Source organism: Georgenia soli (assembly GCF_002563695.1).
Lineage (GTDB): Bacteria > Actinomycetota > Actinomycetes > Actinomycetales > Actinomycetaceae > Georgenia > Georgenia soli.
Genome location: NZ_PDJI01000004.1, coordinates 2,993,592 through 3,012,813 on the forward strand (window position 1 = coordinate 2,993,592; position 19,222 = coordinate 3,012,813).

Genomic DNA, 19,222 nt, shown 5'->3' on the forward strand with positions numbered 1-19,222 from the left:
TACCCGGCGGCCCCGGCACAGGGGGCGTGGTGCCCCCTGTGCCGGGGCCGCCGGTGGTGGCCGTTACTCGTTGTCGCCGCCGGTGGTGAGGGTGGCGCTGGGGCCACCCTGCTCCGTGGCGGTCTCGCCGACGTCGGGCCACACCCAGTCCGCCACGACGGGGATGTCCGTGCCGTGCTCGTAGGCGTACATCCGGGCTTCCAGGCGGGCGTCGATCATCTTCTGCTTGAGCCGGCCGTACCGCTGGCCGAGCCCGGGCACGCGGTCGATGACGTCCATCACCAGGTGGTACCGGTCGAGGTCGTTGCGCATGACCATGTCGAACGGCGTGGTGGTGGTGCCCTCCTCCTTGAACCCGCGCACGTGGAGGTTGCCGTGGCCGTTGCGGCGGTAGGTGAGGCGGTGGATCAGCCACGGATAGCCGTGGTAGGCGAAGATGATCGGCTTGTCCGTCGTGAAGATGGTGTCGAAGCTGCGGTCGGAGAGGCCGTGCGGGTGCTCCTTCTCGTCCTGCAGGCGCATGAGGTCCACGACGTTGACGAAGCGCACCTTCAGGTCGGGCACGTTCTTGCGCAGGAGGTCCGCGGCGGCCAGCGCCTCCAGCGTCGGGACGTCGCCGGCGCAGGCGAGGACGACGTCGGGCTCCTCGCCCTCGACCTCCGTGCCGGCCCAGTCCCAGATCCCCAGGCCGCGGGCGCAGTGCTTGATCGCCTCGTCGACGTTCAGGAAGTCGGGCGCGGGCTGCTTGCCGGCGACCACGACGTTGACGTACTGCTTCGTGCGCAGCACGTGGTCCCAGGTCGACAGCAGCGTGTTCGTGTCCGGCGGCAGGTACACGCGGATGATGTCGGCCTTCTTGTTGACCACGTGGTCGATGAAGCCCGGGTCCTGGTGGGAGAAGCCGTTGTGGTCCTGGCGCCAGACGTGCGAGGAGAGCAGGTAGTTCAGCGACGCGATCGGCTGGCGCCACGCGATGTCGTCGGTGACCTTCAGCCACTTCGCGTGCTGGTTGAACATCGAGTCGACGATGTGGATGAACGCCTCGTAGGAGCTCATCAGCCCGTGCCGGCCGGTGAGGAGGTAACCCTCGAGCCAGCCCTGGCACTGGTGCTCGCTGAGCATCTCCATGACCCGCCCCGCGCGGGCGAGGTGGTCGTCGACGTCGGTCGGCAGGTACTCCGCGTTCCACTGCTTGTCCGTGACGTCGTAGACGTCCTGCAGCCGGTTCGACGCCGTCTCGTCCGGGCCGAAGATCCGGAAGTTCTCCGGGTTGAGCCGGACCACCTCGCGCAGGTAGCTCCCCAGCACCCGGGTGGCCTCGGTGATGGGCTCGCCGGGCGTCTGGACGTCGACGGCGAAGTCGCGCCAGTCCGGCAGGCGCAGGTCGCGCAGGACCAGGCCGCCGTTGGTGTGGGGGTTCGCGCTCATGCGCAGGTGCCCGGTGGGGGCGACGGACGCGATCTCGGGCAGCAGTCGGCCGGACTCGTCGAAGAGCTCGTCGGCGCGGTAGCTCTTCAGCCAGGTCTCGAGGTCGTGCAGGTGCTCGTCGGTGTCGCGGGCGCTGGCGAGGGGGACCTGATGGGAGCGCCAGGAGTTCTCGGTCCGCTTGCCGTCGATCTCCTTGGGTCCCGTCCAGCCCTTCGGGGACCGGAGGACGATCATGGGCCACAGCGGCCGCTCCAGCTCGTCCTCGGGCGTCTCCTCCGCGCGCGTCTTGATCTCGGCGATCTCGTCGAGGACGGTGTCGAGCAGCTCGGCGAAGCGACGGTGGAACACCGCCGGGTCCTCGCCGTCGAACCCGCCGGTGAAGAAGTGCGGCTTGTGGCCGTACCCGCGCATGAGGTCCGCGAGCTCCTCCTCGGGGATGCGGGCCAGCACCGTGGGGTTGGCGATCTTGTAGCCGTTGAGATGGAGCACCGGAAGGACGACGCCGTCCCGCTTGGGGTTGACGAACTTGTTCGAGTGCCACGAGGTCGCCAGCGGGCCGGTCTCGGCCTCGCCGTCGCCGACGACCGCCAGGACGAGGAGGTCCGGGTTGTCGAACGCCGCGCCGTAGGCGTGGGAGAGGGCGTAGCCCAGCTCGCCGCCCTCGTGGATCGAGCCGGGGGTCTCCGGGGCGACGTGGGAGGGGATGCCGCCGGGGAAGGAGAACTGCTTGAACAGCCGCTGCAGCCCCTCCTCGTCCTGCGTGATGTGCGGGTAGGTCTCCGTGTACGTGCCCTCGAGGTAGGTGCTGGCGACCAGCCCGGGGCCGCCGTGGCCGGGGCCGGTGACGTACATGGCGGAGAGCTCGCGCTCGGCGATGGCGCGGTTCATGTGCGCGTAGAGGAACGTCAGCCCCGGGGTGGTGCCCCAGTGGCCGAGCAGGCGTGGCTTGACGTCGTCCCGGCTCAGCGGCCGGCGCAGCAGCGGGTTGTCGAGAAGGTAGATCTGCCCGACGGACAGGTAGTTGGCGGCGCGCCACCACGCGTCCACCAGCTCCAGGGTGGCGTCGTCGAGCTGCTGCGAGGTGGCGTCGGCGCGGGTGCGCCAGGCCGTGGTCGCTGCGGACGTGGTGGTCATGCGGATCTCCTCAGTCTCATCGTCACCGACAGGCACTCCCGGGTGCCTCGGGCCGATGCGGCCCGGAGCACGTGGGAAGGGCCGGGTCGAGGCCTGCATTCCAACGGGCCCCAGTCTCCTCCATCTGCCCGTTTCTCGCGTGGGCAGGTGCCCGGTGGCGGCGACAGGGCCGGCTCCTGTGCCCAAGGGCACAGGGGCCGGGCACGGGGCCCGGCACGTAACCTGGGACCGTGGACCTACGCCCCGCCGTCGAGCCGGACCCGGCCGACGTCGCGCCGACCCGCCGCGAGGCCGACCCGGAGGACGCCGCCGGGCAGGCCGCCGACCGCGGACCGGAGCAGGCGCCCGGACCGCACGCCGACGGCACCGCCCGCGACTACTGGCGGGCCGCCCTCACCCCGCGCATGATCGGCCTCTTCGTGCTCCTGCTCGCCGCCGCCGTCGTGTGCGTGCGGCTGGGCGCCTGGCAGCTCGACCGCGCGAGCCTGCGCGGCGCCGAGAAGGCGGAGGCCGCGCACGCCGAGGTCCTCGCCCGCGACGTCGTCCCGGTGGCGGACGTCCTCGCCCCGCAGACGTCCTTCCGCGCCGAGCACCTCGGGGTCCCCGTCGAGGTCACCGGGACCTACCGGGCCGACCAGCAGATCTACGTCCCCGGACGGGTCGTGGACGGCCAGGACGCCGTGCTCGTGGTCACCGCCCTATGGGTCACCCAGGGGCCCGACGCCGGCGCGATGATGCCGGTGCTGCGCGGCTGGCTGCCCCCGGAGGACCTCACCACCGACCCCGTCGCCGGACCCGCCGACGCCGCGGTCGCCGCTGCGCTCGCCGTGCCCGAGGGCGAGGTCACCGTCACGGGGTACCTCAAGGACTCGGAGGCCGGCCGGGGGAGCGACCTGCCCCCCGGGATGGTCGGCGCGGTCAGCTCCGCCGAGCTCGCCAACCTCTGGGGCGGGCCCACCTGGAGCGGCTACGTCGTGGAGTTCACGACGACGCCCGAGGGCCGGTCCGAGGTCTCGCCCACCGGGCTCCACCACGCGCCCCCGCCCGGCGCGGCCGAGGACACGGGCCTGAACATCCAGAACCTCGCCTACGCCGTCGAGTGGGTCATCTTTGGCGGCTTCGCGCTCGCCCTGTGGGTGCGGATGCTCCGCGACGACGTCCGCAACCGCCGCGAGGACGCCGGCCTGGTCTGAGATCCGCTGCACTCGCGGCCCGGCGACGCCCGCGGCACGCTGGCACGGCACGGCACGCGGGCACGGAGACGCCCGGGACACCGAAGGGGGACGCATGCTGGACGTCGCGGTCGTGGGGCTGGTCACCCGTGACCTGGTCGTGGCCGTCGACGCGCTGCCCGACGCCGGCGGGTCGGCCCCCGTGACGACGCGCCGCGAGCAGCTGGGCGGCGCCGCGAACCAGGCCGTGGGGTGCCGGCAGCTGGGGCTGACCGCGGCTGTGGCGGGCGTGGTGGGGGACGACGACGCCGGCACCGCGGTGCTCCAGCAGGCCCGCCGGGACGGCATCGACGTCACGGGGACCGCGCGCCGCCGTGGCGTGCCGACGGCCCTGGTGGTCGACGTCGTCGAGCCCGGCGGACGCCACCGCCTCCTGGAGCACGTGCCGGAGGAGGTGCTGCTCACCGAGGCGGACGTGCGGGCTGCCGAGCCGGTGCTGCGCTCCGCCCGGGCTGTCCTGGTGGACCTGCAGCAACCCGCTCGCCCGGCTCTGGCGGCCGCCCGGGCCGCCGCCGGCGCGGGGGCGCTCGTCCTGCTCGACGGCGCGACGGCGGACCCGGCGGCGAGGGCAGAGCTGCTCGCGGCCGCCGACGTGGCCAGGGCGGACGCGTCGGAGGTCCGCACGCTCGCGGGGCGCCCCGTCGAGGACGTGCCCGCCGCGGTCGACGCCGCCGCGGAGGTGCTCGCCGCCGGGCCGTCGGTGGTGGCCCTCGCGGTCGGCGACGCCAACGTCGTCGTCTGGGAGGGCGGCAACGTGGTGATGCCCCTGCTCGGCGAGCGGCCGACGGACCCCACGGGCGGCGGGGACGCCTTCGTCGTCGGGCTGGTCGCCGCCCTGCTGGACGGACACGACCGGGCCACCGCGGCGTGGTGGGCGTCGGCCGCGGCCGCGCTCGCGGTGGACGAGCTCGGCGGCCGGCCGGACCTGGACCGCGGCCGGGTCGAGGCGCTCGCCCGGTCCGCGCGCTCCTGACCCCTCAGTCCTGCTGCCAGGACCGCCACAGGGCGGCGTACTCGCCGCCGGACGCGACCAGCTCCTCGTGGGGCCCGAGCTCGACGATGCGGCCGTCCTCGACGACGGCGACCCGGTCGGCGTCGTGGGCGGTGTGCAGCCGGTGCGCGATCGCCACCACGGTGCGGCCCGAGAGCACCGCCGAGAGCGAGCGCTCCAGGTGCCGGGCCGCCCGCGGGTCGAGCAGCGACGTCGCCTCGTCGAGGACGAGGGTGTGCGGGTCCAGCAGGACCAGGCGGGCGAGGGCGATCTGCTGGGCCTGCGCGGGGGTGAGCTCCAGCCCGCCGGAGCCCACCTCCGTCCCGAGCCCGTGCTCCAGCCGCCCCACCCAGTCCAGGGCGTCGACGGCGGCCAGCGCCTCGTGCATGTCCTCCTCGGAGGCGTCGGCCCGGGCCAGGCGGAGGTTGTCCGCCAGCGTCCCGACGAACACGTGGTGCTCCTGCGTCACCAGCGCCACGTGGGAGCGCAGCTCCTCCTCGGGCAGGTCCACCAGCGGCACCTCGCCCACGGTCACCGTCCCGCCCGTGGGCGGGTGGATGCCCGCGAGCATGCGTCCCAGCGTGGACTTGCCGGCGCCGGAGGGGCCGACGACGGCGAGCCGCTCCCCGGGCACCAGGTCGAGGTCGACGCCGTGCAGCACGTCCTGGCCGGTGCGGTACGCGTAGCGCACCTTCCGCGCCTCGACGTGCTCGTCGCCCGGCCGCTCGCCGCTGGGGGTGCGGTCCGGCTCCACCAGGCCGACACCGAAGATCCGGGACAGGCTCGCCAGGGCCACCTGCAGCTCGTCGACCCAGAAGAGCAGCTCGGAGACGAACGGGCGCACCTGCATCGCGTACAGCGCGATGGTCGTGACCGCGCCGAGCGAGGCCGCCCCGTGCTGGACCAGCCAGGCGCCCCAGACCAGCGCGGTGGCCACCGGCAGCGTGAAGGAGATCCCGAGCCAGAAGAACAGGCTCACCCGCATGCGGAGGGTGACGACCTCGGTGTCCCACGCCTCGGCCACCGCGCGGTCGGTGCGGGCGCGGCGGCGCCGGCCCAGGTCGAGGGCGTCGACCGTGGCGGCGTGCTCCACCGACTCGGTGAGCACCCCGTTCAGCCGGGCGTAGGCCTCGGAGTTGCGCAGGTAGGCCGGGGTCGCGACGCGCAGGTAGCGGCGGACCGAGACGACGATGATCGGCACCCCCACCAGCAGCGCGAGCGCGACCACCGGCGAGGCGAGGAAGGCGGCGACGATCGTGAGGAGGATGGTCGCGCCCGTCACGAGCACGCGCGGCACGCCGAACCGGAGCATCCACTGGACGCGGTCGACGTCGTTGGTCGTCCGCCCGAGCAGGTCCCCGGTGCCCGCCCGCTCGACCGTCGAGAGCGGCAGGTGCGTGACGGTGGAGAGGAAGTCCTCGCGCAGGCGGGCGAAGATCTCCTCGCCCAGGACCATCGCGTCACGGTGCGCGTAGCGGATCAGGAGGGTCTGCGCGAGCACGACCGCCACGAGCACGAGGCCGGTGCGGTTGATGTAGCCGGCCGTGGTGCCCGTCGCGACGGCGTCGACCAGGTCGCCCAGCAGCCAGGGCAGGGCGAGCGCGGCGACGGCGGCGAGGGCCTGGACCGCCACCACGCGGGTGAGCCGGGCGCGGTAGCGGCGCAGCAGGGCTCCGGCCTGCCGGCGGACGGTCCGGGCGTCGGCCACGGGGAGCAGCATCAGCGCACCTCCTCCTTCTCGGCGGCGGGCTCGTCGGCGGCGGCCTGCCGGGTCACGACGCCGCGGTAGGCCGCGGCGTCGGGGTCGCCGGCGACGGCCCTGGCCAGCAGCTCCCGGTGCGTGCCGCGGGCGCGCTCCCGGCCGCCGTCGAGGAGGACGACCTCGTCGGCGTGCTCCAGCACGAGGGGCGAGGCGGTCACGACGACGGTGGTGCGCCCCGCCCGGCTCTCCGCGAGGCGGGCGGCGATCCGGGCCTCCGTGTGGGCGTCGACGGCGCTCGTCGGCTCCACCAGGACGAGGGTCTCCGCCTCGGTGAGCAGGGCGCGGGCGAGCGCGACGCGCTGGCGCTGGCCGCCGGAGAGGGACCGGCCCTTCTCGGTGATCTCGCCGTCGAGGCCCTCGGGCATCGAGGTGAGGACGTCGTGGGCGTCCGCGACCTCGAGGGCGCGGTACAGGGCCGCCTCGTCGCCGCGGTCGCGCACGTCGAGCTCCTCGCGCAGCCGCCCGGTGAACAGCTGGGGCGTCGCGCCGGCGACGACGACGCGCCGGCGGACCTCGGCGAGCGGCAGGTCGGTGAGCGGGGTGCCGTCGAGCGTGACGGCGCCCGCGGCGTCGTCCAGTCGGCCGAGGCGACTCGCCAGGGCGGCGGAGTCGTCGGGGCGCGCCGAGACGATCGCCGTCGTCCGGCCCGGGCGGATGCGGACGCCGGAGCTGAGGTCGACCAGGTCGCCGGCGGGCCGGGCGGGGGAGGGCGGGGCGACCGCGCCTTCGTCCCCGGCGTCGTCCACCGCGGCGTCGGCGGCCTCGGACTCGGCGATGCTGCCGGCGGCCGGCTGCACCTTGAGGACGGCGACGACCTTGCGCGCCCCCACGCGCGCCCGGGTGAACATCTGGACGAACTGCGTGGCGTTGCGCAGCGGCTCGGCCAGGAACGCGGTGTAGCCGTAGAAGGCGACGAGCTGGCCGGCGCTGATCTGCCCGCGCAGGGCCAGGTGGGCGCCGAACCAGACGACGCCGGCGACGAAGAGCCCGGGCAGCAGCACCTGGAGCGCCTGGAGGATCGCCGAGGTGCTCGCGACGCCGACGCCGGCGGCCCGGACGCGCTGGGACTGCTCGGCGTAGCGGGCGGCGAAGACGTCCTCGCCGCCGATGCCGCGCAGCACCCGCAGCCCGGAGACCGTGTCCGAGCCGAGCGTCGTCAGCCGCCCGGACGCCTCGCGGTGCGCGGCCTGACGGGTGTGGAGCGGGCGGACCATGACGGCGAGGACGGTCGTGGTCAGCGGCAGGCCCACGAGGATCGCGAGACCCAGCGGCACGGACTGCTGCAGCACGACGACGGCGACCACCACGTAGGCCACCACGGAGCCGACGAACCGCGGGAAGACCTCCATCATGTTGCCGATGTGGAAGGCGTCCGACGCGACGGTCGAGACGACCTCGCCGGTGGGCAGCTCGTCGGAGATCGCGTCGCCCGTGCGGGTGACGTGGTGGCCGACCAGTCGGGAGGTGCGGAACGCGCCGTGCAGCCACGCGCCGATCTCGCCCACGTGGCCCAGCGCGGAGGCGCCTGCCCCGACCAGGCCGACGAGCAGCAGCAGCGCGCAGGCGCGCAGCAGGCCGGGGGAGAGCCCCTCGGCCAGGCCCGCGTCGAGGGCGACGCCGAGCAGGTAGGGCACGGCCGCCAGGGAGACGGACTCCACGACGCCGAGCGCCACGGCGAACGCGAGGACCTTGGCCTCGCGCCGCGCCAGCCACCCCAGGAGGGCGACGGGGCGGGTCAGCGGCGGGTGTCCGGGATGACCCCGGGGGACGTCGAGCACGAAGGTGCAGGTTACGCGTCCGCACCCACACCCAGCGACCGAATTACCCGGCCGCACGACCGGCCGCGGCACCTGAGAGACTGGGACGGCACAACCACCCGAGAGGACCCCATGAGCACCGACCGCACGACCCCTGCCGCGCCCGCCGTCGTCGAGCGTGAGCGGAAGGCCCGCAACGCGTTCCGCAACTACAAGGTGATGGCGTTCGTCACCGGCGGGATGCTGCTCCTGCTCTGCCTGGAGATGATCCTCAAGTACGGGTTCAACGGCGGGCAGCCCGTGCTGGGCACCTGGATCGCGATCGTCCACGGGTGGATCTACGTGATCTACGCGGTCACCGTCTTCAACCTGTGGTCCACGATGCGCTGGGGCTTCGGCCGGGTGGTCGTCCTCATCGCCGGCGGCGTGGTCCCGGTGCTCTCGTTCGTCATGGAGCGGCGCGCGCAGCGCTGGTTCGACGCGGACCTGCCCGCGGTCCTCCAGCGGCTGGCCGCCCGCACGCGCTGATGCGCACGGCGTCTATCCTGGCGGGCGTGAGCACCCCAGAGCAGCCCAGCCCGGCGCCCACCGACACCGCCCCCGTGACCGAGCCGGGGGAGACCTCTCCGGCCGCGCCGCGCCCGGTGCTCGTGGTGGACTACGGGGCCCAGTACGCCCAGCTCATCGCCCGCCGCGTGCGCGAGGCGAACGTCTACTCGGAGATCGTCCCGCACACCACGCCGGTGGACGACATCCTCGCCAAGGACCCCGCGGCGATCATCCTCTCCGGCGGACCGTCCTCGGTGTACGAGGAGGGCGCGCCCGTCACCGACCCGGAGCTCTTCGACGCCGGCGTCCCCGTGCTCGGCATCTGCTACGGGTTCCAGTCGATGGCCCGGGCGCTCGGCGGGAAGGTCGCGAGGACCGGCACGCGCGAGTACGGCGGCACGGTCGTGAAGGTGGAGGGCAACGGCGAGCTGCTCGCCGGCTCGCCCACCCAGCAGACCGTGTGGATGAGCCACGGTGACTCCGTCCAGGAGGCCCCCGACGGGTTCGACGTCCTCGCCACCTCCGACGGCTCCCCGGTCGCGGCCTTCGAGGACCGCCGCCGCCGCCTCTACGGCATGCAGTGGCACCCGGAGGTCAAGCACTCCGTGCTCGGCCAGGAGGCCCTCGAGCGCTTCCTCTACGACGGCGCCGGGCTGGCCCCCGAGTGGACCCCCGGCAACGTCATCGCCGAGCAGGTCGAGGCGATCCGCGCGACCGTCGGCTCCGACCGCGTCATCTGCGGCCTCTCGGGCGGCGTGGACTCCTCCGTCGCGGCCGCCCTCGTGCAGAAGGCCGTGGGCGACCAGCTCACCTGCGTCTTCGTCGACCACGGCCTGCTGCGCGCCGGCGAGGCCGAGCAGGTGGAGCAGGACTTCGTCGCCGCCACCGGCGTGAACCTCAAGGTCGTCGACGCCTCCCAGACCTTCCTCGACGCGCTCCGCGGCGTCACCGACCCCGAGACCAAGCGCAAGATCATCGGCCGCGAGTTCATCCGCGCCTTCGAGAAGGCGGCCCGCGAGATCGTCGCCGAGGCCGGCGAGCACGAGGGCGAGGTGAAGTACCTCGTGCAGGGCACCCTCTACCCGGACGTCGTGGAGTCCGGCGGCGGCGAGGGCACCGCGAACATCAAGAGCCACCACAACGTCGGTGGCCTGCCCGACGACCTGCAGTTCGAGCTCATCGAGCCGCTGCGCACCCTGTTCAAGGACGAGGTCCGCGCGGTCGGCCTCGAGCTCGGGGTGCCCGAGTCCATCGTGTGGCGCCAGCCCTTCCCGGGCCCCGGCCTGGGCATCCGCATCATCGGCGAGGTGACGGCCGACCGGCTGGAGATCCTCCGCGCGGCCGACGCGGTGGCCCGCGAGGAGCTGACGAGGGCCGGCCTCGACCGCGACATCTGGCAGTGCCCGGTGGTGCTGCTCGCGGACGTGCGGTCCGTGGGCGTCCAGGGCGACGGGCGCACCTACGGCCACCCGATCGTGCTCCGGCCGGTCTCCTCCGAGGACGCGATGACGGCGGACTGGTCCCGCCTGCCCTACGACGTGCTCGCGACGATCTCCAACCGCATCACCAACACGGTGCCGGAGGTCAACCGGGTGGTCCTCGACGTCACCTCCAAGCCGCCGGGCACCATCGAGTGGGAGTGAGCGGCCTGCGGGTCGTCCACGTCTCGGACTGCTTCCCGCCCCGCGTGGGCGGCATCGAGACCCAGGTGCGGGACCTCGCCGCCCGCCAGGCCGCGGCCGGGGAGGACGTCCACGTCCTGACGGCGACGGCGGACCCCGCCCTGCCGGGCGGCGGACGACGCGGCAGCTCCGTCGTCGACGGCGTGCGGGTGCACCGCTTCGCCAGCCGAGCGACGCTCGGCGCGCCGTTCCACCCGCTCGAGGACGTGCTCCTGCCGCGTGCCCTGCGGCAGCTGCGGCCCGACGTCGTGCACGTCCACGCCGGCGTCGTCTCGCCGTTCGCGTTCGCCGGCGCCACCGCCGCCCGCCGGCTCGGCCTGCCGCTGGGGATCACCTGGCACTGCATGCTCGACGGCATCGTCCCCGCGCTGCGCGTCGGCGCCCGGGCCACCGGGTGGGACGACGCGCCCGCGGCCGTCTCCGCGGTCTCCGCCGTCGCCGCCGAGCGCGTCGCCGCCGCCCTGGACCGGCCGACGGCGGAGGTGCTCGCCGTCCCCAACGGGCTCGACCTGACGAGATGGGCGCCGGCCGGGCCCGACCTGCCCGCCGACCTCCCGCCGTCGGGTCCCCTTCGGGTGGTCGCGACCCAGCGGCTGGCCCCCCGCAAGCGGGCGGTGCCGCTCGTGCGCATCGTCGCCGCGGCCGCCGAGCGGCTGGGCGCCGGCGCCGGCGGCGCGCCCCGGGTCCGGCTGGACGTCTTCGGTGACGGGCCGGCCGCCGCGGCGGCGCGGGCCGAGGCCCGGCGCCGGGGCGTCGCCGACGTCGTCACCCTCCACGGCACGGTCCCGCGCGCAGAGCTGAGCCGGCACTACGCCGGCGCCCACGTCTTCCTGTCGCCGTCCCGGCTGGAGGCGTTCGGGATCGCGGCGCTCGAGGCCCGGGCCGGCGGGCTCGCCGTGGTGGCGGGGCGGGGGACCGGGATCACCGAGTTCGTGGTCGACGGCGTGGACGGGCTGCTCGCTCCGGACCGGTCAGCCGGTCTCGACGACGCGGCCGCCGACGCCGCCCTGACGGACGCGCTCGTGCGGCTCGCCGAGGACGGCGACCTGCTGGGCCGGATCCTCGCCCACAACCGGGCCGTCCCGCCCGCGGTCGGCTGGCCGGACGTCCTCGCGGCGGCCCAGCGTCTCTACGACCGGGCCCGGTCGCTCGTCTGAGACGCACCTCACGGCGGCAGGCGCTGACGCCCTCCGCCGTCTGGGACTTTGGGCTCGCCGCGGGTCGTTTTGTCCCCAATAGTGTTCTTCATGTCAGGACGGATCGGGCAAAACCCCCGAACCGGAAAATCGCCGGTGCACCCGGCACCTAGTCCGAAGGGCATCTGCCATGAAGAACGGCACCGCCAAGCTCGCGGGTCTCGTCTCCATCATCGCCGGCATCATCTTCATCGTCGCCGGTGCGGTCACCTGGGGTGTCATCACCTCCAACCTCGCCGACCAGAACATCACCGTCGCCGAGGACTCGAAGATGCTCCCGGGCGACGACGTCAACGGCCCCTTCTCCGCCTTCGCCCAGGCGCAGATCATCAACGAGCACGCGCTGCACGCGACCGAGGGCAAGACCTACGCCGAGCTCGGCGAGGAGGTCCGTGCGGCCGAGGAGTCCGGTGACACCGCCCGCGCCGAGGAGCTGCAGGGCCAGCGCACCACCGTCATGAACGCCTCGTTCCTCCGGGCGTCGCTGTTCACCTCGGTCGTCTCCTACGGTGTGGCCGCCTTCGTGATCGGCATGGGCGTCCTCCTGCTGATCTTCGGTGCCGCCTTCAACTCCCTCGCCAAGGCCGCGCCGGCCACCGTCGCCGCTCGCCGGGACGACGGCGTGCCCGCCAGGGTCTGATCCCGCTCACGCTCGGAGCCCCGCCACCGTCACGGTGGCGGGGCTCCGGTGCGTCCGGGGGCAGCTCCTAGGTGAGCGGGTCGTCGTCCCGTCGGCCGCGCTGCAGGAGCGGGACGAGGAGCAGCACCAGCGCCGCGATGACGAGCACCACGATCACGGACAGCTGCAGGTCCAGCTGGAAGCCCAGCCCGGTCGCGAGGGCCCCGAAGCCGGCGAGGGCCAGAACGAGCCCGAGGATCAGGGTGCCGGTCCGGACACCGCGGGACGGTGCCTCGGCCGGGGCGGTGGTGGCCGCGGACCAGACCTGCGGGTCGTCGTAGGACCCGGCGGAGGCCGACCAGACCGACTGGTCACCCGGCGTCCAGGAGGACGTGGACCACGCCGGCTCGGCGGGCGAGCTGGTCGACCAGGAAGGGTCCGAGGACGAGGTCGACCACGCCGGCTCGGGGGTCGGCGCGCTCGCCCGCGTGCCGGTGCTCTCCGGCTCGGTCGGGAGATCGGTCGTCCCCCGGGCTGCCGGGAGAGCGGCCGTGTCCGTGCTGGCAGGGAAGGCGGAGGTGTCGCCGGAGGTCGGCAGGACGCTCGTCTCGCCCGGGGACGGCGTCGCGGGCAGCTGCTCCGTGTCGGGACGGTCGCGGTCGTCCACGCCGTCGTTGCGGGTGTCGTTCATCGTTGCTCCTCGATGGTGATGTCGCCGGCGCCGACGGCGATCTTGACGACGAGCGCGTCGTCACCGCCCTGGGCCTCGGGCGAGAGGTAGGTAGCGTCGATCGCGCTGCCCTCGGACCAGGTGACGGGGACGGACGAGCTCGGGCTCGCGTCCATGGGGCCGGACCAGTCGCCGGACGTGCGTCCCTGGACCCGGCCGGCGCCGAGCTCGACCTCCAGGCGAACGGCAGTGTCCTTCGGGACGAGGACGTGCACGTCACCGGCGCCGAGCCCGACCGGGACGGTCACGGGCGCGTCGCCCAGCTCCAGCTTGGTGAGGTCCACGTCGAGGTCGCCGGTCACCAGCTGGTACCCGTCGGAGGCGGCCTGGGCGGTGGTCGGGGCGACGCTCCGGTCACCGAAGGCGGCTCCCGAGGCCAGGTTCACGTGGAAGGGCGCGAACGTGGAGGCGAGCGTCGCGGGGACCACGACCAGCGCGACCAGCACACCGAGGAAGGACAGCGCGCCGCCGCGCCGCCCGCGCAGGGCGGAGATCATCACGCCGAGACCGAGCAGGAGCAGCACCGTGCCGCCGATCGTGACGGGGAGCAGCCAGCTCTGCCCGTGGTAGAGGTCCCACAGCAGCAGCCCCGCGGTGGTGAGCAGGCACAGGGCCAGCACGACCGCGACGACGGCGGACCCGGGTCCCGGCGTCCGTGGACGTGGCGGCACGGGCGGCCGAGGGCGGGCCGGGTAGGGCGCCGGGCCGGCGGGCGCCTGGTACGCCGCCGGTGCGGGGTACGGGGCTGCGGGGGTGTAGCCGGTGTCCCCGGGTGCGGGGGCGAAGGCCGGACGCACCGCCGGACCGGAGGCCGTGCCAGCGTCATAGCTGGTTCCGCTGCCGCTGCCGTTGCCGCTGCCGCTGCCGGTGCTCGGCGTCGGACCGCCGTACGCCGCCCGCCCGTAGGCGGTGGTGGGCTCGGCATCGTTGCGGGACTCGGTCCACGGCGAGGCCGGGGGCGGCGGTGCGGACCAGGTCTGCGGGGCCGGGCCCGCCTGGGGACCGGTGCCCGGCGCGCCCGTGGTGCCGGACGGGCCGGCGGGGGCCGACGGACCGGTGCCGGGGCCCGCAGGGGGCCGCGGCGCGGAGCCGCGGCGGGAGACCGCCACGACGACGATGGCCACCAGCGCCAGGATCGCGAGGCCGAAGGGGAACAAGCCCCCGCTCCAGTAGTCCCAGCCGCCCCACCACGTCGCGGGTCGCGAGATGCCCACGACGACGAACGCGACAGCGCCCGCGAGGGCCGCGTCGACGTTGCCGCGCAGCGCCTCCTGAAGGTGGATGCGCCCGTCGGACTCCTCCGGCAGCAGCGCCCAGGCCAGGCCGTAGAGCAGCAGGCCCAGGCCGCCGAAGAAGGACATCACGACGAGGATCCCGCGCACGAGGAGCGGGTCGACGTCGAGGCGTCGGGCGAGGCCGGCGGCGACACCGCCGATCCATCGGTCCTGTCCGCGCCAGACCCCGGTGCGGCGCAGGGAGTCGAAGAAGCCGGCGGTGCTCTCGGGCCGGGGCGACCCGGTCCACGCGGGCTGCTGGGGCGGCACCCCGCCTGGCGGCGGGAACGTGCCGTGGGGCGGCACCCCGCCGGCCGGCGGGAACGTCCCGTGGGGCGCAGTCCCGCCGGGCGGCGGGACAGCGCCGTGCGGGGGGACGGTGCCGTGCGGGGGAACGGCACCCGGTGGCGGGACGTCGCCGGCGGCGCCGGTGCCGCCGACGGGCGGCTGGTCCGGGCGTCCCGGCTCGGGGGAGCTGTCATTCGTGGTCATGGAACCAGCCAACCGCCTCGGGCGCGGCCGCGACCATCGGGGACCACCCTGGTCCGACCCTGAACTTCCCCGGCCGCGACCCTGGAACCGGTCCGACGGCCGGGTGTGACGGGCGTGAGTCGTGTGACGATGTGCCCGTGAGTGCCACCCCCGTGCCCGGCGTCGGTCGCCGGCTGCCGCTGCGCCGTCCCCGGGAGGGACGGTGGGTCGCCGGCGTGTGCGCGGGGCTGTCCGCCCACCTGGGCGTGCCCGTCCACTGGGTCCGGCTCGCGTTCGCGCTGACCACCCTCGGTGCGGGAGCCGGGGCCCTGCTGTACCTGTGGCTGTGGGTGACCGTCCCGGTGGGCGACCCCCTCGAGGCGGTCCGACCGGCCGGGCTCAGCCGCCTCGCCCCGCGGCTGCGTCTGGGGCAGCTGTCCACCGCGGCCCGCGACGTGACGATCGCCGTCGTCCTGCTGCTGGCCGCCCTGGTCCTGCTCCTCGTGCGCACGGACGTCGCGGTGCCGTCGAGCTGGCTCGTGCCGGCCCTCTTCGTCGCGGCGGGCGCGGCGCTCGCCTGGGGCGAGCTGGCCGCCGTGTCCAAGGACGACGGCGCCCGGACGACCCGGAGCAGGATCGTTCTGCGGGTCGGCGGGGGAGTGGCGCTCGCCGTCGTCGGCGCGCTCCTGCTCATCGGGCCGGGCGGGTCGCCGTTCGAGCTGGTCCAGGCCACCCTGTCCGGGCTCGCGGTGGTGGCCGGGGTCGCCGTCGTCCTCGCGCCTCTCGGGCTGCGGCTGGTGCGCGAGCTCGGGGCCGAGCGCGAGGCCCGCGCCCGGGAGGCGGAACGCGCCGACATCGCCGCGCACCTGCACGACTCCGTCCTCCAGACCCTGTCGATGATCCGCTCCCGCGCCGGGGACAACGAGGAGGTCGCGCGTCTTGCGCGGGCCCAGGAGCGTGAGCTGCGCGACTGGCTCTACACCGACCGGCCCGCGCCCGGGACGTCCACGGCCGACGTCGTGCGGCAGGTGGCCGCCGAGGTCGAGGATCTGCACGGCGTCCCGATCGACGTCGTCACCGCCGGCGACGCCGAGCCCGACGCCGGCACGGAGGCGCTCGCCGCCGCGGCGCGCGAGGCGCTCTCCAACGCCGTGCGGCACGGCCGCCCGCCGGTGAGCCTGTACGTCGAGGTCACGCCCGAGCAGACAGAGGTCTTCGTGCGCGACCGCGGCGACGGGTTCGAGATCGGCACCGTGCCCGCGGACCGGCACGGTGTGCGACAGTCCATCATCGGGCGGATGGACCGCCACGGCGGGCGTGCCGAGGTACGCACGCGCGCCGGCGGCACGGAGGTCCACCTCCTCATGCCACGGAAGGGGCAGCAGTGAACGACCAGCAGATCCGGGTCCTCCTCGTCGACGACCACGCCCTCGTGCGCACCGGTGTGCGCGCGGAGCTGACCAGGCACGCCGCCGACATCGCGATCGTGGGCGAGGCGGAGGACGTCGAGGGCGCCGTGGCGGCCGTGCACGCGCTGCAGCCCGACGTCGTCCTCCTCGACGTCCACCTGCCGGGCGGCCGCGGCGGCGGGGGCGCCGAGGTGGTCGCGGCCTGCGCCGACAGCCTCGCGACGACCAGGTTCCTCGCGCTGTCCGTCTCGGACGCCAGCGAGGACGTGGTCGCCGTCATCCGGGCGGGCGCCCGCGGGTACGTCACCAAGGCGATCAGCGCCGACGACCTGGCGGACTCCGTCAGGCGGGTCGCGGCGGGGGACGCCGCGTTCTCCCCCCGGCTGGCCGGCTTCGTGCTCGACGCCTTCGGCACCGCGGCCGCCGACGTCGCCGTCCACGACGACGAGCTCGACCGCCTCACGGCGCGCGAGCGCGAGGTCATGCGCCTCATCGCCCGCGGCTACACCTACAAGGAGGTCGCGAGCGAGCTGTTCATCTCCATCAAGACGGTCGAGACCCACGTCTCCGCGGTGCTGCGCAAGCTCCAGCTGTCCTCCCGTCACGAGCTCACCCGGTGGGCGGCAGCCCGGCGCCTGCTCTGACGCTCAACCTCGCTCGAAGGAGCTCGGCAGAGGGAAGTACCGCTCGAGGAAGCGGTCGAGGTAGCGGGCGTTCCGCCGGACCTGGGCCGCGGAGACCGCCGTGTCGTTGATGCAGAAGACGTCGAAGTCCTTGCGCGCGAGCAGACGCTCGAGCCGCACGGGGGCGCCAGGGTGCGCGAGGTCCAGGTAGAGGTACTCCAGCCGGCCGGGCACCGCCCTCCCGAGCTCGTAGGCGTAGTAGTGGTGGAGCGCCGAGGCGATCGAGAGGTCATCGGGGTGCCGGAAGGGCGACGCCGCCACCTGTGCGAACACCTCGGGATGCTCCCGCTCCATGTGCTCGAGCACCGTGCGCAGCTGAGGGTGCGGAGCGTGCTGGAAGACGTTCGTCAGCGTCCGGCCGAACTGCTCCTGGACGAACCGCCGGTTGTTCTTCGCCGCGGCGACGAAGGGGGAGTCGCTGTCCGTGCGCGGTCCGAGCCCGAGCACCGACGAGGAGAGGAAGAACTTGGCGATGCCGTTGCCGTGGAAGAAGCGTGAGCGGTAGACGGGCCGGCCGAAGAAGACGTCGTCGTTGAGGTAGAGGTACCGGTCGGACAGCCCCGGGATGTGGTGCAGCATGGACTCGATGGCGTGGGAGATGAAGACCGGCAGCACGGCGGGATCGGGGAAGATCTCACGGTGGTCGACGACCCGCAGCCGGGGGTGGTCCGTGCGCAGCCAGGCGGGTACCTGGCCGTCGGTCACGAGATGGACCCGGTTGACCCAGGGCGCGTACATCTCCAGCGAGCGGAGGGAGTACCTGAGCTCGTCGTGGGAGCGGAACCGGGCCGCGTCGACGGCCTCGGGATCAACCTCGGTACCACCACGCCCGGCCAGCCTCTGCGCCTTGCGCGCCCGCCACCGGGGGTCGGAGTCGTCGACCCAGGTGTAGACGACGTCGACCTCCTCGGCCACCTCGAGGATGTGCGGGTGGGAGCCGACGTCGACGGTCCTGCCGGGCCGGTCCTTCGCCCGGGTCCACGTCTCCGGTGCCAGCCGGGTGACCCAGTCGTTGCGCCGCGGGGCGATGAGGCTGCCGACGGCGTGCGGCGTGCCCGACCGGTCGAGCAGCGCAGGACGCGGGGCGGCCCAGATCTCGACGTCGCAGCCCGTCGAGGCGCCCGAGAGCACCGCCCCCCGGCTGTCCGCGAGGTAGCGGAAGATGCGGAAGCCGTCGGACCGGGCGCACTGCCGTCGCAGCTCTGCGGCGGTGACCGACCGGGGGCGCGCAGCGGCGGAGTCCAGGGGGACGACGTACCAGGTGCGGCCGAGCGCCTGGGCGAGGACGGCGCACGTGCGGTCCCGGTCCTTCTCCCGGACGACGACGACCGGCCGCTTGGCGCCGACCGCCGGCACGACGGCAGCCTCCACCCCGCCGACCTGAAGAGTGGTCAAGATCTGCTCCCGCAGCTCACGTTCCGCGGTAGCGGCGTCGTAGGTGCCGACGGCGGCGGCCACGTGCGGTCTGAGCGCCGGGCCGACCGGCACCAGCCCGCGGTCCGCCAGCCGGCCGAGGCGGCTGCGACCCCGGTGCACGGCGGACCTGGCGGCGACCCGCGCGTCCACCGCGCGGGCCCGCAGGCGGGCGGCGCCGCTCTGCGCGGGGGCGGGCAGCGTGTACAGGGCCCTGCTGAGCAGCACCCTGAGCCTGTCGCGGACGAGCAGCCCCGGCGCCACCGAGTCCCGGTAGAGGAGGAGCTCGGTCCCTGCCCGGTCGACCGTGTACTTGACCTCGAGGTCGCCCTTGAGGGACTGGTCGGCCACCGTCCACGTCTCGTCGATACCGACGACGAGCCTCGAGTCTCCGCCAACATCCCTCCCTGTTCCGCCCCGCCGGACCCCGGTGCCCGGAGGAGGCGGGTCAGCCAGTCTAGTCGGGGGCCCCCTGTGAGAGCCGTCACCGATCGCCGGTTTCTGGCGTCATGTCGCCAACCCGTAGGCTCACGTGCATGGACATCCTGGCCGGCATCTTCGTCGTCATCCACATGATCGGCTGGGCCATCGTGCTCGGCGGCGCCCTGACCAACATGCGTGAACCGCGTATCGCCAGGGGCGTCACCCACGGTGCGCTCACCGCGCTGGTGGCCGGCGTGATCGTGGTGGGGCTGACCGAGATGAGCGGCGGCGACGTCAACAACATCAAGATCGCCGTCAAGCTCGTCGTCGCCCTCGTGATCACCGCGATGGCGTTCTGGGGCGCCAGGAACCAGGAGCGGGTCACCCGCGGCTTCCTCGGCGGCCTCGCCGGGCTGACGGTGCTCAACATCGCCGTCGCCGTCCTCTGGAGCTGAGTCGGCGCGACGCC

15 protein-coding genes are annotated in these 19,222 nt (G+C 74.4%); 9 read left to right on the top strand and 6 right to left on the bottom strand.

Annotation, left to right across the window (positions count from 1 at the left end; translation table 11 throughout):
* Window positions 1–63 precede the first annotated feature (63 nt).
* The gene (locus ATJ97_RS14905) at window positions 64–2,562 is read right to left on the bottom strand and encodes a phosphoketolase family protein (protein ID WP_098484408.1); all 2,499 of its coding nucleotides are present in this window, start codon (window positions 2,560–2,562) and stop codon (window positions 64–66) included.
* A 230-nt stretch (window positions 2,563–2,792) separates the two neighbouring features.
* On the opposite strand from ATJ97_RS14905, the gene ATJ97_RS14910 reads away from it, so the two are divergent.
* Both ATJ97_RS14910 and ATJ97_RS14915 read left to right on the top strand, forming a co-directional pair.
* Window positions 2,793–3,755 carry an SURF1 family protein gene (locus ATJ97_RS14910; protein ID WP_098484409.1) on the top strand — a complete coding sequence of 321 codons (963 nt, stop codon included), beginning with the start codon at window positions 2,793–2,795 and terminating at the stop codon, window positions 3,753–3,755.
* 94 nt (window positions 3,756–3,849) lie between these two features.
* Complete coding sequence (locus ATJ97_RS14915) at window positions 3,850–4,767, top strand: PfkB family carbohydrate kinase (protein WP_098484410.1); 918 nt, start codon at window positions 3,850–3,852, stop codon at window positions 4,765–4,767.
* A 4-nt stretch (window positions 4,768–4,771) separates the two neighbouring features.
* On the opposite strand, the gene ATJ97_RS14920 is transcribed toward ATJ97_RS14915, so the two are convergent.
* A complete protein-coding gene (locus ATJ97_RS14920) occupies window positions 4,772–6,505 on the bottom strand; it encodes an ABC transporter ATP-binding protein (RefSeq protein ID WP_098484411.1) in 1,734 nt (577 codons plus the stop codon).
* Entirely contained in the window at window positions 6,505–8,325 is a 1,821-nt protein-coding gene (locus ATJ97_RS14925; protein WP_098484412.1) for an ABC transporter ATP-binding protein, read from the bottom strand. Before ATJ97_RS14925 ends, ATJ97_RS14920 begins: the two co-directional genes overlap by 1 nt.
* A gap of 111 nt (window positions 8,326–8,436) precedes the next feature.
* Here ATJ97_RS14925 and ATJ97_RS14930 point away from each other — a divergent pair, with 111 nt between their 5' ends.
* The 4 genes from ATJ97_RS14930 to ATJ97_RS19875 all read left to right on the top strand — a co-directional run bounded on the left by ATJ97_RS14930 (window position 8,437) and on the right by ATJ97_RS19875 (window position 12,371).
* On the top strand, window positions 8,437–8,832 hold the full coding sequence (locus ATJ97_RS14930) for a DUF3817 domain-containing protein (RefSeq protein ID WP_098484413.1): 396 nt from the start codon (window positions 8,437–8,439) through the stop codon (window positions 8,830–8,832).
* On the top strand, window positions 8,832–10,496 hold the full coding sequence (gene guaA, locus ATJ97_RS14935) for a glutamine-hydrolyzing GMP synthase (protein ID WP_098484414.1): 1,665 nt from the start codon (window positions 8,832–8,834) through the stop codon (window positions 10,494–10,496). The genes ATJ97_RS14930 and guaA overlap by 1 nt, the downstream gene beginning before the upstream one ends.
* Window positions 10,493–11,692: a glycosyltransferase family 4 protein gene (locus ATJ97_RS14940; protein ID WP_245862568.1), complete on the top strand. Its 1,200-nt coding sequence runs from the start codon at window positions 10,493–10,495 to the stop codon at window positions 11,690–11,692. The genes guaA and ATJ97_RS14940 overlap by 4 nt, the downstream gene beginning before the upstream one ends.
* A 169-nt stretch (window positions 11,693–11,861) precedes the next feature.
* Complete coding sequence (locus ATJ97_RS19875) at window positions 11,862–12,371, top strand: aromatic ring-opening dioxygenase LigA (RefSeq protein ID WP_098484415.1); 510 nt, start codon at window positions 11,862–11,864, stop codon at window positions 12,369–12,371.
* 67 nt (window positions 12,372–12,438) lie between these two features.
* Here the strand turns inward: ATJ97_RS19875 and ATJ97_RS14950 are convergent, their stop codons facing one another.
* Window positions 12,439–13,041 carry a hypothetical protein gene (locus ATJ97_RS14950; RefSeq protein WP_098484416.1) on the bottom strand — a complete coding sequence of 201 codons (603 nt, stop codon included), beginning with the start codon at window positions 13,039–13,041 and terminating at the stop codon, window positions 12,439–12,441.
* The gene (locus ATJ97_RS14955; RefSeq protein ID WP_098484417.1) at window positions 13,038–14,846 is read right to left on the bottom strand and encodes a PspC domain-containing protein; all 1,809 of its coding nucleotides are present in this window, start codon (window positions 14,844–14,846) and stop codon (window positions 13,038–13,040) included. The genes ATJ97_RS14950 and ATJ97_RS14955 overlap by 4 nt, the downstream gene beginning before the upstream one ends.
* A gap of 137 nt (window positions 14,847–14,983) precedes the next feature.
* On the opposite strand from ATJ97_RS14955, the gene ATJ97_RS14960 reads away from it, so the two are divergent.
* On the top strand, window positions 14,984–16,213 hold the full coding sequence (locus tag ATJ97_RS14960) for an ATP-binding protein (protein ID WP_098484418.1): 1,230 nt from the start codon (window positions 14,984–14,986) through the stop codon (window positions 16,211–16,213).
* Window positions 16,210–16,878 (top strand): LuxR C-terminal-related transcriptional regulator, encoded by a 669-nt coding sequence (locus tag ATJ97_RS14965; protein WP_098484419.1) that lies wholly within the window; start codon window positions 16,210–16,212, stop codon window positions 16,876–16,878. The genes ATJ97_RS14960 and ATJ97_RS14965 overlap by 4 nt, the downstream gene beginning before the upstream one ends.
* Before the next feature lie 3 nt (window positions 16,879–16,881).
* On the opposite strand, the gene ATJ97_RS14970 is transcribed toward ATJ97_RS14965, so the two are convergent.
* Window positions 16,882–18,681 carry a stealth family protein gene (locus tag ATJ97_RS14970; protein WP_098484420.1) on the bottom strand — a complete coding sequence of 600 codons (1,800 nt, stop codon included), beginning with the start codon at window positions 18,679–18,681 and terminating at the stop codon, window positions 16,882–16,884.
* 185 nt (window positions 18,682–18,866) lie between these two features.
* Between ATJ97_RS14970 and ATJ97_RS14975 the strand changes: the two genes are divergently transcribed.
* On the top strand, window positions 18,867–19,208 hold the full coding sequence (locus ATJ97_RS14975) for a hypothetical protein (protein WP_098484421.1): 342 nt from the start codon (window positions 18,867–18,869) through the stop codon (window positions 19,206–19,208).
* Window positions 19,209–19,222: the final 14 nt, after the last annotated feature.